Source organism: Streptomyces sp. NPDC020731, from assembly GCF_044334705.1.
In the GTDB taxonomy this organism is placed as follows: domain Bacteria; phylum Actinomycetota; class Actinomycetes; order Streptomycetales; family Streptomycetaceae; genus Streptomyces.
Genome location: NZ_JBIRTN010000004.1, coordinates 12,481 through 27,904, shown reverse-complemented (window position 1 = coordinate 27,904; position 15,424 = coordinate 12,481). Strand labels below are relative to the sequence as shown.

The following is a 15,424-nucleotide window of genomic DNA, read 5'->3' as shown; positions in this document are numbered from 1 at the left end:
CGAACGTCTACGAGGTTATACGCCCTGGCTGACCGAGCTCATATTGAAATCGGGGACGCGCAGCACGGGCATCGCGGCCCTGGTGAACCAGTCGCCCCACTCCCTGGGCAGCGTCTTCTCCGTACGGCCCGCCTCCACCGCCCGGCCGAGCAGGTCCACCGGCGACTCGTTGAACCGGAAGTTGTTCACCTCGCCGGTGACCTCGCCGTTCTCGACGAGGTAGACGCCGTCCCGGGTCAGGCCCGTGAGCAGCAGCGTCGCCGGGTCGACCTCGCGGATGTACCACAGGCAGGTCAGCAGCAGCCCCCGCCCGGTGGCCGCGACCATCTCCTCCAGCGAGCGGTCCTCGCCCCCGTCCAGGATCAGGTTGTCGATCCCGGGTGCCGTCGGCAGCCCGGTCAGGCCCGCGCTGTGCCTGCTGGTCGTCAGCCGGTTCAGCTCGCCCTCGCGCACCCAGTCCGTGGCCGCCAGCGGCAGCCCGTTGTCGAACACCGACTGGTCACCGCCCGAGGAGTGCGCGATCACGAACGGCGCCGACTCCAGACCCGGCTCGTTCGGGTCACTACGCAGGGTCAGCGGCAGCTCGCTCAGCCGCTCGCCGACCCGGGTGCCGCCGCCGGGCTTGGAGAACACCGTGCGCCCCTCGGCCGCGTCCCGCCCCGAGGCCGACCACAGCTGGTAGATCAGCAGGTCCGCCACCGCGGTCGGCGGCAGCAGCGTCTCGTACCGGCCCGCGGGCAGCTCCAGACGCCGTTCGGCCCAGCCCAGCCGTACGGCCAGCTCCGCGTCGAGCGCCGCCGGGTCGACGTCCTTGAAGTCCCGCGTGGAGCGCCCCGCCCACGCCGACCGCGTACGGTCCGGCGACTTGGCGTTCAGCTCCAGGGTGCCGTTCGGCTGGTCGTGCCGCAGCCGCAGCCCCGCCGACGTGCCGAGATAGCTGGAGACCAGCTCGTGGTTGGCGAAGCCGTACAGCTCCCGGCCACCGGCACGCGCGCGTGCGAACGCCTCGCCCAGCGCCGGGGCGAAATCGGCGAACACGGCGGAGGAGGTCTCCGCGGGCGCCTCGGTGAACTCGGGGGAGAGGTCCACCCCTGTGACCAGCGGTTGTGCGTCCTCGGCCGGACCCGCGCCCCGCGCGGCGGCCTCGGCGGCCCGCACCAGCGGCTCCAGCTCGTCCACGGTCACCGCGGACCGGGACACCACCCCGGAGGCCGTGCCCTGCGCGCCGTCCACCGTGGCGATCACGGTGAGCGTGCGCCCGCGCGTGACACCGTTCGTGGTCAGCGCGTTGCCCGCCCAGCGCAGGTTGGCGCTCGACTCCTCGTCGGCGATCACGACACAGCCGTCGGCCCGGGACAGTTCGAGAGCGCGCTCGACGATCTCGTGCGGCTTGTTCGTACGCGCGCTCATCGGCCGGCCTCCTGCGTCGTGTTGAGGCTGTGCTGTCCCGGGGGGCGACCCCCGGACCCCCGGCCGGACTCGGTGCTGACGCTCATCGGCCGGCCTCCTGCGTCGTGTTGAGGCTGTGCTGTCCCGGGGGGCGCCCCCCGGACCCCCGGCCGGACTCGGTGCTGACGCTCATCGGCCGGCCTCCTGCGTCGTGTTGAGACTGTGCTGTCCCGGGGGGCGACCCCCGGACCCCCGGCCGGACTCGGTGCTGACGCTCATCGACCGGCCTCCTGCGTCGTGTTGAGGATGTTGACTCCCTTGAAGAGGGCGGACGGGCAGCCGTGCGAGACCGCCGCGACCTGCCCCGGCTGCGCCTTGCCGCAGTTGAAGGCACCGCCCAGGACATACGTCTGCGGACCCCCGACAGCGGCCATGGAACCCCAGAAGTCGGTGGTCGTGGCCTGGTAGGCGACGTCCCGCAGCTGCCCCGCCAGCCGCCCGTTCTCGATCCGGTAGAAGCGCTGCCCGGTGAACTGGAAGTTGTACCGCTGCATGTCGATCGACCACGACCGGTCACCGACGACGTAGACGCCCCGGTCCACGCCCCCGATCAGGTCCTCCGTCGACATCCCCGCCGGATCGGGCCGCAGCGACACATTGGCCATGCGCTGCACCGGCACATGGCCGGGGGAGTCCGCGAACGCGCACCCGTTGGACCGTTCGAACCCGGTCAGCCTCGCGATCCGCCGGTCCAGCTGGTAGCCGACCAGCGTGCCGTCCTTCACCAGGTCCCAGGACTGCGCCTCGACGCCCTCGTCGTCGTAGCCCACCGTGGCGAGCCCGTGCTCGGCGGTGCGGTCACCGGTGACGTTCATCAGCTCGGAGCCGTACTTGAGCTTGCCCAGTTGGTCGAAAGTGGCGAACGACGTCCCCGCGTACGCTGCCTCGTAGCCGAGCGCGCGGTCCAGCTCGGTGGCGTGCCCGATGGACTCGTGGATGGTCAGCCACAGGTTGGACGGGTCCACCACCAGGTCGTACAGCCCCGCCTCGACGCTCGGCGCCCGCATCTTCTCGGCGAGCAGTTCCGGAATCCGCTCCAGCTCGTCGTCCCAGTCCCAGCCGGTGCCCGTCAGGTACTCCCAGCCCCGGCCGGCGGGCGGCGCGATCGTGCGCATGGAGTCGAACTCACCGCTGGAGTCGTCGACGGACACGGCCGTGAACACCGGATGCAGCCGCACCCGCTGCTGCGTCGTCACGGTCCCGGCCGTATCGGCGTAGAACTTGTTCTCGTGCACGGTGAGCAGCGAGGCGTCGACGTGGTCCACCCCGTTCGCCGCCAGCAGCCGCGCGCTCCACCCGGCCAGCAGCCCGGCCTTCTCCCCGTCGGGCACGGCGAACGGATCGATCTCGTACGACGACACCCATGTCTTCTCGGAGTGCACCGGCTCGTCGGCCAGCTCCACTCTCTCGTCCGACCCGGCCGCCCGGATCACCTGCGCGGACAGCTTCGCCATCGCGACGGCCTGCGAGGCGACCTTGGCGGCGGCGTCGAGGGTGAGATCCACCCCGGAGGCGAACCCCCAGGTCCCGCCGTGCACCACGCGCACCGCGTAGCCGAGGTCGGTGGTGTCCGACGACCCGGCCGGCTTGGCGTCCCGGAACCGCCAGGACGCGCTGCGCAGCCGCTCCAGACGGAAGTCCGCGTGCTCCGCCCCGAGCGCCCGCGCGCGTGCGAGCGCGGCGTCGGCGAGGGCGCGCAGGGGAAGCGCGAGGAACGATTGATCGACTTCATGGGGCACGAGTGGGGGTTCCCTTCGGCGCTCGCTGACGGACCGTCGGAGGCAGTGAACCATGACTTGCTCCTCGCGCTCCCCTTGAGAAAGCTGGAACGCAAGGGCGAAAACCACCGGCGAGGGGAGGGGCGTGGGGCAGTGGGGTGGATCAGTTGCGTGGGTTCCGTGTCCCGGTGGGAGTCTGCTCCCCGAATGCGGCACGCGACCAGGCGGACATGCGTGATCAAGGGGGCCGACCGGCCCATGGACGTCTTCGGTGTCCATCACGACCTCATCGCCGAGCACGAGGCGTTCACCAGCTCCTCGTCGCCGTGCGGGACCCGGGCATCGAGAGTCACCTCGCCGGTGAGCGCGGGCGCAGAACCCGCCGGCCGGGCCCCGGGCCGACGCTGAACCCCACTTTCCGCAGCGACGGAACGGTCGCCTCGCTGTGCGACGACGATCTGCTGCACCCGATGTGCCGGGAGCACTTCCGGCACAAGAAGCACCCGGACGACCCCGCAGCCGCACCCTCTCCCTCCACCGGCACCCCCGCGAACCCCCGACCGCAGGATGCTCGAGACCGCTCGCGCCGAAGGGCTGTCCGCCCACGCGCCGGGCACGGCGGACTGACCGGGGCCACGAACTGTAGGAACCCGACAGGAGGCCACGGGAGCCACTGTCGGTGCCCCAATGTCCCGGGCGGGAGCGGGACCGATAGGTTTTCGGGGAAGCCGCCTGTCATCCAGCTGTCCGGGCGGGTGAACCAGACCGCTATCGAAAGGGTGATCCGTTGAGCCGCTCGGTTCTCGTCACCGGAGGCAACCGGGGCATCGGCCTCGCCATCGCCCGCGCGTTCGCCGACGCCGGCGACAAGGTCGCCATCACGTACCGCTCGGGAGAGCCGCCGGAGGGCTTCCTCGCCGTCAGGTGCGACATCACCGACCCCGAGCAGGTGGAGCAGGCCTACAAGGAGATCGAGGAGGCGCACGGCGCCGTCGAGGTCCTCGTCGCCAACGCCGGTGTGACCAAGGACCAGCTCCTGATGCGCATGTCCGAGGAGGACTTCACCTCGGTCGTCGACACCAACCTCACCGGCACCTTCCGGGTCGTCAAGCGTGCCAACCGCGGCATGCTGCGCGCCAAGAAGGGCCGCGTCGTGCTGATCTCCTCGGTGGTCGGGCTGCTCGGCTCCGCGGGGCAGGCGAACTACGCCGCCTCCAAGGCCGGCCTGGTCGGCTTCGCGCGCTCCCTCGCCCGTGAGCTGGGCTCGCGCAACATCACCTTCAACGTCGTCGCGCCCGGCTTCGTCGACACCGACATGACCAAGGCGCTCACCGACGAGCAGCAGACGAAGATCCTCGCGCAGGTGCCGCTCGCCCGGTACGCGCAGCCCGAGGAGATCGCCGCCGCGGTGCGGTTCCTCGCCTCGGACGAGGCCTCGTACATCACTGGAGCCGTCATTCCCGTTGACGGCGGACTGGGAATGGGTCACTGAACGACATGAGCGGAATTCTCGAGGGCAAGCGCGTCCTGATCACCGGTGTGCTGATGGAGTCCTCCATCGCCTTCCACACCGCCAAGCTGGCCCAGGAGCAGGGCGCCGAGATCATCCTGACCGCGTTCCCGCGGCCCACCCTGACCGAGCGCATCGCCAGGAAGCTCCCCAAGCCCACCAAGGTCATCGAGCTCGACGTCACCAACGACGAGCACCTGGGCCGGCTGGCCGACGTGGTCGGCGAGGAGCTGGGCGGCCTCGACGGCGTGGTCCACTCCATCGGCTTCGCCCCGCAGGACGCGCTCGGCGGCAACTTCCTGAACACGCCGTTCGAGTCGGTCGCCACCGCCATGCACGTCTCGGCGTACTCCCTGAAGTCGCTGACCATGGCCTGCCTGCCGCTGATGCAGAACGGCGGCTCGGTCGTCGGCCTCACCTTCGACGCGCAGTACGCCTGGCCGCAGTACGACTGGATGGGCCCGGCCAAGGCCGCCCTGGAGGCCACCAGCCGCTACATGGCCCGTGACCTGGGCAAGCAGAACATCCGCTGCAACCTGATCTCGGCGGGCCCGATCGGCTCCATGGCCGCCAAGTCCATCCCGGGCTTCGGCGAGCTGGCCTCCGTGTGGGACAGCCGCGCCCCGCTGGAGTGGGACCTGAAGGACCCGGAGCCGGCCGGCCGGGGTGTCGTCGCCCTGCTGAGCGACTGGTTCCCGAAGACCACGGGCGAGATCGTCCACGTGGACGGCGGTCTGCACGCCATCGGCGCCTGACCGGACGCCTTGCCGAAGGCCCGCATCCCGTACGGGGTGCGGGCCTTCGCGTTGTCACCCGGACGGCTCAGCGGTTCGGCGTGGGCCGGTCACCGGGGGGCGGACCGAACAGCCCCGGACGGCACATGAACGGATAGGCGGCGGCCTCCTCGGCCGCCGTCGGCGCGTCACCCGCGCGGATCGCCTCCACCAGCCGGCCGTGGTCCATGTGCGCCTCGGGGGACATGTCCTCGCCGACGTCGCCGCGCAGCCAGTCCCGCAGCACCTCGCTCAGGTCCGCGTACATCGCGGTCATCACGTCGTTGTGCGAGGCGGCCACGACCGCCAGGTGGAACGTGGCGTCCGCCGCCACGAACGCCTCCGCCTCGCCCGACTCCCAGGCCTCCTCCCGGCGCAGCAGCAGGGTGTCGATCTGTTTGAGGTCCTTCTCCGTACGCCGCTCGGCGGCCAGCCGCGCCGCCGCCGACTCCAGGGTCGAGCGCAGCTCGGCGATGTGCCGGGGGTCGGCGTCGGCGAAGCGGCGGTGCATCACGCCCGCCAGCTCGCTCGTGGCCACGACGTACGTGCCCGAACCCTGGCGGATGTCCAGCAGCCCGTTGTGCGCCAGCGCGCGGACGGCCTCGCGGACCGTGTTGCGGGCCACCCCCAGCTGCTCCACCAGCTCCGGCTCGGTGGGGATGCGCGCGCCGACCGGCCACTCGCCCGAGGTGATCTGGGCCCGCAGAGCGGCGATGACCTGCTCGGACAGGGCCGAACGACGGGGATGGCTCAGCGGCATGACACACCTTCGCACGACAGCGGCGCCGCGCGGCGACCTCGGCATGGACAACCAATCATCCCATGATTCTATGATGGGCGTCATGGCTAGCGAGGAAACCCGGACGCTCACGTCCACGACCGTACGCACGTCGGCCGCGTCCGAAGTCCGGACCGTCCCCGGAGCAGGTGCCCCGGGCGCGTGGCGGACGCGGCTGCTCGTCGTCGGCATCGTGCTGGCCGCGCTCAACCTCCGCCCCGCCATCACCAGCCTGGGCGCACTGCTCGAGGAGGTCCGCGACGGGCTCGGCATGAGCGGGAGCGTCGCCGGACTGCTCACCTCCGTGCCCCCGCTGTGCTTCGCCGTCTTCGGCGTCACCGCGCCGCGGCTGGCCCGCCGGTTCGGTGCGGGCGCGGTGGTCTGCGCCGGCATGGTCGCCATCGGTGCCGGCCTGCTGATACGCCCGTACGTGGGCGGCACGGCGGCGTTCCTGGCCACCAGCGCGCTGGCGCTGATGGGCATCGCCGTCAGCAACGTCCTGATGCCGGTCATCGTCAAGCGCCGGTTCCCCGACCGGGTCGGCTCCATGACCGGCCTGTACTCCATGGCCCTCGCCCTGGGCACCGCCACGGCGGCGGCCGTGACCGTGCCGCTGACCGACGCCCTGGGCGGGAACTGGCAGGCGGGCCTCACCGTGTGGGCGGCCCTGGCGGTCGCCGCCGTACTGCCGTGGATCCCCTTCGCACGGGAGCGGGAACGGGAGCAGGACGGGGCGTGGGGCGGCGCACGGACCGGGCGGACCGCCCCCGCCGGGACGCCCGCGCTGCGCATCACCCGCAGCCGTACCGCCTGGGCGCTGGCCGTCTTCTTCGGGCTCCAGGCCACCGCCGCCTACATCACCATGGGCTGGATGGCGCAGATCTTCCGGGACGCGGGCGTCCCCGCCGGCACGGCCGGGCTGCTCCTCGCGGTCACCATGGTGATGGGCGTCCCGCTGGCCTTCGTCATCCCGCGCCTCGCCACCCGGCTGCCCCACCAGGGCCCGATCGTGCTCGTGCTGGGCGTCAGCGGCCTCGTCGGATACGCGGGCCTGTACCTCGCGCCGGCCGCCGGTGCCTGGGCCTGGGCGGTGCTGCTGGGCATCGCGAACTGCGCCTTCCCGCTGGCGCTCACCATGGTCGGGATGCGGGCCAGGACCGGCGCGGGCGTGGCCCAGCTGTCGGCCTTCGCGCAGAGCACCGGCTATCTGATCTCCATCCCCGGGCCGCTCCTGGTGGGCGTGCTCTACCAGCACAGCGGCGGCTGGGGACTGCCGATCGCGCTGATGGCCGGCCTGATGATCCCGCAGACGATCGTGGGCGTCCTGGCGGGCCGCGACCGCACGGTGGAGGACGAGGCGACGACGGCCTGACGCCCCCCAGGGGCGCGGGGAACTGCGCGAACGGGGGTCTGGGGGCGGAGCCCCCAGAGACGGGAAGGGAAGGGGCGGCGGGGGCGCAACAAACGAGCACCCCCACAGCCAGGAGCCGCACACTTCGACTGTCCCGGTCCCGCTGACGTGCCGTCCCGGCCCGCCGCACCGCGTGGACCGGCCGGCGGAGCCGTCGTGCCGGCGCGCGCGGCCGCCGGGCCTCGCGTGCCTGGCTGCCAGGAAGCCTGCGGCTGGTCGACCGGGCATCCTGTGCCCAGGCCTCCGGCGTGGTCGTGCGGCTGCACGTGCCGGGCCGGAGGTCACGCGCGGCCGGCAGGCCACCCGCGCCCGGCCGTCGGCCTCGGGTGCCTGGCCGGCGGCCGTCCTGCCCGGGAGACAGCCCGTACCCCGCCGTCAGGCGACCCGCGCGGCCGGGAGACAGCCCGCGCCGGGCCGGCAGGCCACCCGCGCCGCGCGACCCCCGAAGCCCGCCGCAGGCGAACGGGGTGCGAGACTTGCCGTATGCCAGTCCTCGACCCGAATCCGCAGAACGGCCAGAAGAAGCTGATGCTCGTCTTCGGCGCGTTCTTCGCCATCTTCATCGTCATCGGCGTGATCGCGACCGTACTCGCGCCGTGACGGCCCATGAGGGTGGTGCTGGCACCACCATCCCCTAGGGGGCCAGGGTCAGGGTCAAGTGGGTGGATCACCGGATGGGTTGGGGCCCCCGGGATCCGTACCTTCGAGATGTGGCCGCGTACGGCGGGCCACGGACCATTCGAAGAGCGGAGGCCCCCATGTCGGCGCGCACGCACACCCGGCCCCACCCGGTCCCCCGGGGCGGCGTCGACACCCGGCTGCCGTGGTGGGCCCTGGCCCTGCCCACCCTCGCCTTCGTCGCCCTGCTCACCCTGATCCTGAACCCCTCCGAGGCCCACGCGGCAGCCGGTGAGCCCGCGCTCACCCACCTCGTCGAGCGCGCGCAGCAGCTCATAGCCCACTGAACACCCCCGGAAGCGCCGGTCAACTCCCTGCGCCCCATGGCCTGTTTCATGCGAAGCTGGGTCACATGAGCGTCGCAGAACCCCGCAGGATTGTCCTTTTCCGGCATGCGAAAGCCGACTGGCCCCCGGTCGCCGACCACGAGCGCCCGCTCGCCGAGCGGGGCCGCATGGACGCCGCCGTCGCCGGACGCAAGCTCGCCGACACCGGAATCGCCTTCGATCTGGCCCTGTGCTCCACCGCGGTCCGGACCCGTGAGACCTGGAAGCTCGCGGTCCACGAGTTCCCGGAGCGACCGAAAACCGTCTACGAGGAGCGGGTCTACGATGCCTCGCCCGGCGAGCTGATCGCCCTGCTCAACGAAACCCCCGACGACGCGCAGAACGTCCTCCTGGTCGGCCACAACCCGGGCCTCCAGGGACTCGCCGACATCCTGGCCGGCACGGCGGAGGGCGATGCCCGCGAACGCATGAGCCGGCTCGGCTACCCGGCCGCCGCCTTCGCCGTCCTGTCCTTCACAGGCTCCTGGAAGTCCCTCGAGCCCGGCGTCGGCACGCTGGTCGACTACTGGGCGCCCACCGAGTGACACCCGGCACGACAGGGGCCCGGTACCGACGACGTCCGTCGGTACCGGGCCCGTCCGTCGCCGTGCCCCGGTCCGGGCGGCTCAGTCCACGTCGAGCGTGTCAGCCGCCTCGACCTCTTCGCGCGTGACACCGAGCAGATACAGGACCGTGTCCAGGAAGGGAAAGTTCACCGCGGTGTGCGCCGCCTCGCGCACCACCGGCTTGGCGTTGAAGGCAACACCGAGCCCCGCCGCGTTCAGCATGTCGAGATCGTTCGCACCGTCACCGATCGCCACCGTCTGCGACAGCGGCACGCCCGCCTCGGCGGCGAACCGGCGCAGCAGCCGGGCCTTGCCCGCCCGGTCCACGATCTCGCCGGTGACCTTGCCCGTCAGCTTCCCGTCGACGATCTCCAGGGTGTTGGCCTGGGCGAAGTCCAGCCCCAGCCGTTCCTTCAGATCATCCGTGACCTGGGTGAACCCACCCGAGACCACGCCCACTTGATAGCCGAGGCGCTTCAGCGTACGGATCAGGGTGCGGGCGCCCGGAGTCAGCCGCACCTCGCTGCGGACCTTGTCCACCACGGAGGCGTCCAGCCCCTCCAGCAGCGCCACGCGCGCGTGCAGCGACTGCTCGAAGTCCAGCTCCCCGCGCATCGCGGCCGCCGTCACCTCGGCGACCTTGTCCTCACAGCCGGCGTGCGCGGCGAAGAGCTCGATCACCTCGTCCTGGATGAGCGTGGAGTCCACGTCCATGACGACCAGGCGCTGCGCCCGCCGGTACAGCCCCGCCCCGACCACGGCCACGTCGACCCCGAGCCGTGACGCGTCGGTCACCAGTGCGGTGCGCAGCGGTTCCGTCTCCACGCCGGACACCGCGAACTCCACGGCGGTCACCGGGTACTTGGCGAGCCGGAAGATACGGTCGATGTTGCCGCCGGTCCTGGTGATCCGCGCGGCGATCGCCGCCGCCGCCTCCGATGTGAGGGGGTGGCCCAGCACGGTGACCAGGGAGCGGCCGAGCCCGCGCGGACGGTTGTCGCCCTTGCCGGAGATGATCTCCGCCTGCATCTTCATCGACTCCGCCCAGCTGTGGACGGTGGCCCGCAGGTCCCCTTCCAGCCCCTTGGCCGGCTCGGTCACGAGCGCGCAGAGCACGATGCGGCCACGGGTGACGACCTGCTCGATGTCGACCACGTCGACCGAGTAGGCGGCAAGGGTGTCGAAGAGGCCGGCCGTGATGCCCGGCCTGTCCTTGCCGAAGATCTTGACAAGGAGGGTGGGAACGTCGGTGGTCTGCGATGCGCTCATGGTGTTCCCACCGTATCCGGCACCCAGTGCCCCGCGCCTCCGAGGTCCGCCAGCCGGACAACGAACACTGCCCGTCACCGGGGTGTCCCGGAGCTTACGTACGGTCCGGCTTCCGAGGTGCCGGGGGAGAGGGCGGCGGAGGTGGCGGCGGCGGTGGCGGCGGCGGTGGCGGCGGCGGCTCGTCCGGCCACAACGGCGACCGGTCCCGGCCCCGCGGACCGGGCCCTCGCCGGGGCGGCTCGACCGGTCCGATCACAGTGGGTGCCCCATAGATGTCGCCGCACCCATCGCGGTCTCCGGGTACGTGCGGGTCACCGCCCTCCGGCGCCGCGTCCTCCGGTCCCCGAGGTCCCTGTGCCGCGTCCTCCGGTCCCCGAGGCCCCTGCGGCCCTCGCGCTCCCTGCGCCCCGTGCGCTTCCTGCGGTCCTCGATCTCCCGGCTCCTGCGACGATTCGTGCGGTCCTCGATCCCCCGATCCCCATGGCGCCCGCGCCCTGGCTTCCCGCGGTTCCCGCGTCCCGTGCGTTGCTCCCGGCCCCCACGGCCCCTGCGCCCCCGCTTCCCGCGCCCCGTGCGTTGCTCCCGGCCGCCACGGTTCCTGCGGCGTCCGTGACTCCTGGGACCCCCGCGGCTCCGGTCCCACCCACAGGTACGGATTGGTGTCCGGATTCGGGGGCCGGTAAGGAACCCCGGGCTCGTACGGCCCGGCGGCCGTGACCCCGCCCCAGCCCTCGACGCCCTCCACCGACCGCCCCTCCTCGGCCGCCCTCGTGTCACCCCGTGCCAGCGCCGCCGCCCGCGTCCCCGCCGCGCCGCTCGCCCGGGCCAGCAGTGCTCCCGCGGCGCCCGCGCCCGCGCCCCACACCGCGCCCAGCAGGAGCGCCGTGCCGAGCCGGCCGCGCAGCTCGATGCCGGCGCCGAACGCGTCCAAGCCCAGCACGGACAGCGAGGCGTTCGCGGACACCTCCGTCAGCCAGGCCAGCAACGGCAGGGCCGACGCCGTGGCGACACCCAGCCGCAGCGCACACCGCCCCGCGAAACCGGCCGCTCCGCGATCCGCCGCGTCCCCGACCGGCGTGCGCACGCCCGTCAGCACCCCCGCCAGCAGCATCATCAGCGCGGCGGCCACCGCCAGCAGCCACACCCGCCCGTCGAACTCCGCCAGCCGACCCAGCGTGACGGACCGGTCCGAGCCGGCCCGCAGCAGATCGTCCACGGGGTGCGGCAGCACCCCGAGCAGCGCCCCGCTCGCCCGACCGTCCCACGGCACGAACAGGCCGAGCGGCACCCCGATCCACACCCCGTTCGGCGCCCCCAGCAGCGCCGCCCCCACGATCCGCCGGGGATGGTCGTCGCCGGCCGCCGCGTACCCCGCCGCCGCGAGCCCCGCCGCCACCGCCACCAGCCCCACCGTGACGAGGGCGGACACCGCCGGCCGTACGACACGGTGCACGGCGTCCCAGCCGCGCGGCAGGGGAGTGCGGCGGGACGCCAGCAGCGCGACGAGCAGGACGCCGGCCGCCCAGCCGAGGCCACCCAGCAGCGTCGGGAGCGTGTCGACGGTGAACCCGACCGCCGCCTCCGCGTCGACGAGATCACCCACCCGGTCCGGCAGCAGCCCCCCGACATCGCCCAGCCCCGGGATCTCGACCCCGCCACCGCCCGCCCCCGGCAGGTCGTCCGGCCCCAGCGACCCCCCGTCGATGGTGATGACGTCGTGCCCCGCCCGGGCCAGCCCGCCCGTCATCGCCACGAACAGCCCGACCACCGCGCCCGCACGCGCGAGGAGTTCGGCGCCGGAGACCACGGATCCCGCCGCCCGCAAGGACCGCAGAAAGAAGTACGACAGCAGCAGCGCGCCCACCAGGCCCACGCCCAGCGGCGTGACCTCCACGGCCGTGTCTGCTTCCGCGCCCGACAGCCCGAAGGCGGACACGCCGCCGGACGGCGTGACCGAACCGCCCGCCCCCAGGGCCACCACCGCGGCGGTCATCGGGCCCAGCGAACCGGCCGCGTCCGCGTCCAGCAGACGCAGTCCGAGCGCCGCCGTCCCCGCCATCCCGATCAGCGCCCAGCTCACCGCGGCGACCGCGGACATCACCACATCGACCCACGGCACGCGCGTGCCGCGCCGCGCGGCCCCGACGCTCGCAGCAGCACTCATGGCAGACCCCCCCCGATCCGCGACGCGGCGTGACGGCCGCACATGTCCCCCTCGCGTGGTTTACCACTCTCCGGGCCGATTTCAACCCCGTCGACGAAAGCCGGTGAACACCTTGGTGCGCGCTCGTGACAAGGCCCGACTTTCGGTCATAGGGCCGAGCCTGAAATAGTTCCCCCCGATGTTCGACATCCCTAGACTCCCTGCGATGGGGGAAATTCGGGGGACAACTCAGTGGGGCATGGAGTGCCGGAACTCGTACTGGAATCAAACGGACGGACCTGGACGCTCGATCCGTCCAGGCCTTACACCCTCGGACGTGATCCGCAGGGCGACGTCGTGCTGGACGACGCCAGGGTCTCCTGGCGTCACGCCACCATCAGCTTCAACGGCCGCGGTTGGGTCATCGAGGACCACGGCAGCACCAACGGCACGTTCGCGCAGGGGCAGCGGATCCACCACCTGGAGCTCGGCTCCGACACGGTGCTGAACCTGGGCAACGCGACCGACGGCCCGCGCGTGACGCTGTCCGGCGCCGCGGCCGCCACGCCGCAGGCCCAGCCGCAGCAGCCGTACGCGGCCCAGGGAGCGAACCCCGGCTGGTCCCAGCAGGCGCCGCAGCAGCCCGCCCAGCAGCCCGGCTGGCAGCAGCCGGTACCGCAGCAGCCCGCGCCGCACATCCCGCAGCAGCAGGGCCCCGGCAGCGGCGCGGGGGCGCCTCCGGTCTACGGCGACCGCAGCCCCACCACGTTCCACCAGTTCTCCCTCGGCCGCGTGATGCGCATCGGCCGTGCCCTGGAGAACGACCTGGTCGTCTCCGACCTCCAGGTCTCCCGCAACCACGCCGAGTTCCACTCGACGCCCGACGGCCGCATGGAGATCCGCGACCTCGGCTCGCACAACGGCACGTACGTCAACGGTCTGCCGATCGCCAAGGGCGGCTCGCAACTGCTCGGCCCCACCGACATCGTGGGCGTCGGCCACTCGACGTTCCGGATCGTCGGTGACCGGCTCGAGGAGTTCGTCGACACCGGTGAGGTGTCCTTCTCCGCCCGTCACCTGACCGTCACGGTCGACGGCGGCAAGCAGATCCTCAAGGACGTCTCCTTCGGTGTCCCCGAGAAGTCGCTGATCGCGGTCATCGGCCCGTCCGGCTCCGGCAAGTCCACGCTCCTCAAGGCGCTCACCGGCTACCGCCCCGCCAACCAGGGCGAGGTCCTCTACGACAACCGGAACCTCTACAAGCAGTTCGCCGAGCTGCGTCAGCGCATCGGTCTGGTCCCGCAGGACGACATCCTGCACAAGGAGCTGACCGTCAAGAAGGCCCTCAAGTACGCGGCCAAGCTCCGTTTCCCCGCCGACACCACGGCCGCCGAGCGCGACGCCCGCATCGACGAGGTGCTGCGCGAGCTCAAGCTGGACATCCACAAGGACAAGAAGGTCACGTCCCTGTCCGGCGGCCAGCGCAAGCGTGTCTCCGTCGCCCTGGAACTGCTCACCAAGCCGTCCCTGATCTTCCTGGACGAGCCCACCTCCGGCCTCGACCCGGGCATGGACCGCGACGTCATGCAGCTGCTGCGCGGCCTCGCCGACGACGGCCGTACGGTCCTCGTCGTCACGCACTCGGTGGCCGAGCTGGCGATCTGCGACAAGCTCCTGGTGATGGCGCCCGGCGGTTCGGTCGCCTACTTCGGTCCGCCCGAGGAGGCGCTGAACTTCTTCGGCTACGACACCTGGGCCGACGTCTTCTCCGCCTTCGAGAACTACCGCGACTACGACTGGGCGGGCCGCTGGAAGGGCTCGCAGCACTACCAGATGTACGCCGCCGACATCGACGCGGTCGCGCCGCAGTCCGTACAGGTCCCGGCGATGCAGGCGATGAAGCCGCCGAAGCCGCAGGGTTGGATGTCGCAGTTCGTCACCCTGGTGCGCCGCTACGTCTCGGTGATCGTCTCCGACAAGGGCTTCCTGGCCCTGATGGTGATCCTCCCGGCCGTTCTCGGCGCGGTGAGCCTGCTCATCGACGCCGACAAGGGCCTGCTGCCCAACCCGCCCAACCCGCAGACCGGCCGGATCATCCCGAACGGCACGGCGACCACGGTCCTGCTGATACTGGCGGTGGGCGCCTGTTTCGCGGGTGCGGCGAACTCCGTGCGCGAGCTGATCAAGGAACGGGTCATCTACGAGCGGGAGCGCGCCACCGGCCTGTCCCGCTCGGCGTACCTGATGTCCAAGGTGTTCGTGCTCGGCATGATCACCGTGCTGCAGGGACTGCTGGTCGGCGTGATCGGCTTCTCCAGCCGGGAGATCCCGGAGGAGGGCCTGGTCTTCGGAGGCTTCACGCTGCTGGAGCTCTCCGTGCCGATCATGGCGCTCGGCTTCACCTCGATGATGTTCGGCCTGATCATCTCCTCGCTGGTGAAGACCGCGGAGAAGACCATGCCGCTGCTGGTGATGTTCGCGATCATCCAGGTCGTCTTCACCGGCTGCCTGTTCACCCTGCACGGCTCGATCGGCGTCAACCAGTTCTCGTTCCTGATGCCGTCGCGCTGGGCGGTCGCCGCCTCGGGCGCCACGCTGGACTTCAACAGGATCAGCCCGCCGGAGACGGCAGGTGACACCGACCCGCTGTGGGAGCACACGGTCGGGGCCTGGGCCATGGACATGGGCGCGCTGATCGTCCTCGGCGTGATCTGCGGCTTCTTCGTGGCCCGCTTCCTGCGCCGCCACGAGCCCGAGGTCATGCGCAAGTGATCCGCGCCGTACGGCCCCGAAGGGCGGCACC

General features: G+C 72.0%; 12 protein-coding genes. 7 read left to right on the top strand and 5 right to left on the bottom strand.

The window, feature by feature from the left end:
* Positions 1–15: 15 nt before the first annotated feature.
* Both ACH4VX_RS07115 and ACH4VX_RS07110 read right to left on the bottom strand, forming a co-directional pair.
* Positions 16–1,410 (bottom strand): metallopeptidase TldD-related protein, encoded by a 1,395-nt coding sequence (locus ACH4VX_RS07115; protein WP_398366342.1) that lies wholly within the window; start codon positions 1,408–1,410, stop codon positions 16–18.
* Positions 1,411–1,664: 254 nt separating this feature from the next.
* A complete protein-coding gene (locus tag ACH4VX_RS07110; protein WP_398366341.1) occupies positions 1,665–3,188 on the bottom strand; it encodes a TldD/PmbA family protein in 1,524 nt (507 codons plus the stop codon).
* 766 nt (positions 3,189–3,954) lie between these two features.
* Between ACH4VX_RS07110 and fabG the strand changes: the two genes are divergently transcribed.
* Positions 3,955–4,659, top strand: a complete 705-nt coding sequence (gene fabG, locus ACH4VX_RS07105; protein ID WP_398366340.1) for a 3-oxoacyl-[acyl-carrier-protein] reductase — start codon at positions 3,955–3,957, stop codon at positions 4,657–4,659.
* Positions 4,660–4,664: 5 nt separating this feature from the next.
* On the top strand, positions 4,665–5,432 hold the full coding sequence (fabI, locus tag ACH4VX_RS07100) for an enoyl-ACP reductase FabI (protein ID WP_398366339.1): 768 nt from the start codon (positions 4,665–4,667) through the stop codon (positions 5,430–5,432).
* Positions 5,433–5,499: 67 nt separating this feature from the next.
* On the opposite strand, the gene ACH4VX_RS07095 is transcribed toward fabI, so the two are convergent.
* Entirely contained in the window at positions 5,500–6,210 is a 711-nt protein-coding gene (locus ACH4VX_RS07095) for a FadR/GntR family transcriptional regulator (RefSeq protein WP_398366338.1), read from the bottom strand.
* 70 nt (positions 6,211–6,280) lie between these two features.
* Between ACH4VX_RS07095 and ACH4VX_RS07090 the strand changes: the two genes are divergently transcribed.
* From ACH4VX_RS07090 to ACH4VX_RS07075, 4 genes are all read left to right on the top strand, one after another.
* The gene (locus ACH4VX_RS07090; protein WP_398366337.1) at positions 6,281–7,600 is read left to right on the top strand and encodes a CynX/NimT family MFS transporter; all 1,320 of its coding nucleotides are present in this window, start codon (positions 6,281–6,283) and stop codon (positions 7,598–7,600) included.
* A gap of 522 nt (positions 7,601–8,122) precedes the next feature.
* Positions 8,123–8,239, top strand: coding sequence for an SGM_5486 family transporter-associated protein (locus tag ACH4VX_RS07085; protein ID WP_398366336.1), 117 nt, complete (start codon positions 8,123–8,125; stop codon positions 8,237–8,239).
* Positions 8,240–8,397: 158 nt separating this feature from the next.
* Complete coding sequence (locus tag ACH4VX_RS07080; RefSeq protein WP_398366335.1) at positions 8,398–8,604, top strand: hypothetical protein; 207 nt, start codon at positions 8,398–8,400, stop codon at positions 8,602–8,604.
* 65 nt (positions 8,605–8,669) lie between these two features.
* Positions 8,670–9,188, top strand: coding sequence for a SixA phosphatase family protein (locus ACH4VX_RS07075; RefSeq protein ID WP_398366334.1), 519 nt, complete (start codon positions 8,670–8,672; stop codon positions 9,186–9,188).
* Positions 9,189–9,269: 81 nt separating this feature from the next.
* Here the strand turns inward: ACH4VX_RS07075 and serB are convergent, their stop codons facing one another.
* Together serB and ACH4VX_RS07065 are read right to left on the bottom strand one after the other, a co-directional pair.
* Complete coding sequence (serB, locus tag ACH4VX_RS07070) at positions 9,270–10,478, bottom strand: phosphoserine phosphatase SerB (protein ID WP_398366333.1); 1,209 nt, start codon at positions 10,476–10,478, stop codon at positions 9,270–9,272.
* A 94-nt stretch (positions 10,479–10,572) separates the two neighbouring features.
* A complete protein-coding gene (locus ACH4VX_RS07065) occupies positions 10,573–12,642 on the bottom strand; it encodes a streptophobe family protein (protein ID WP_398366332.1) in 2,070 nt (689 codons plus the stop codon).
* Positions 12,643–12,885: 243 nt separating this feature from the next.
* On the opposite strand from ACH4VX_RS07065, the gene ACH4VX_RS07060 reads away from it, so the two are divergent.
* Complete coding sequence (locus ACH4VX_RS07060; protein WP_398366331.1) at positions 12,886–15,393, top strand: FHA domain-containing protein; 2,508 nt, start codon at positions 12,886–12,888, stop codon at positions 15,391–15,393.
* The last annotated feature ends 31 nt before the right edge of the window (positions 15,394–15,424 follow it).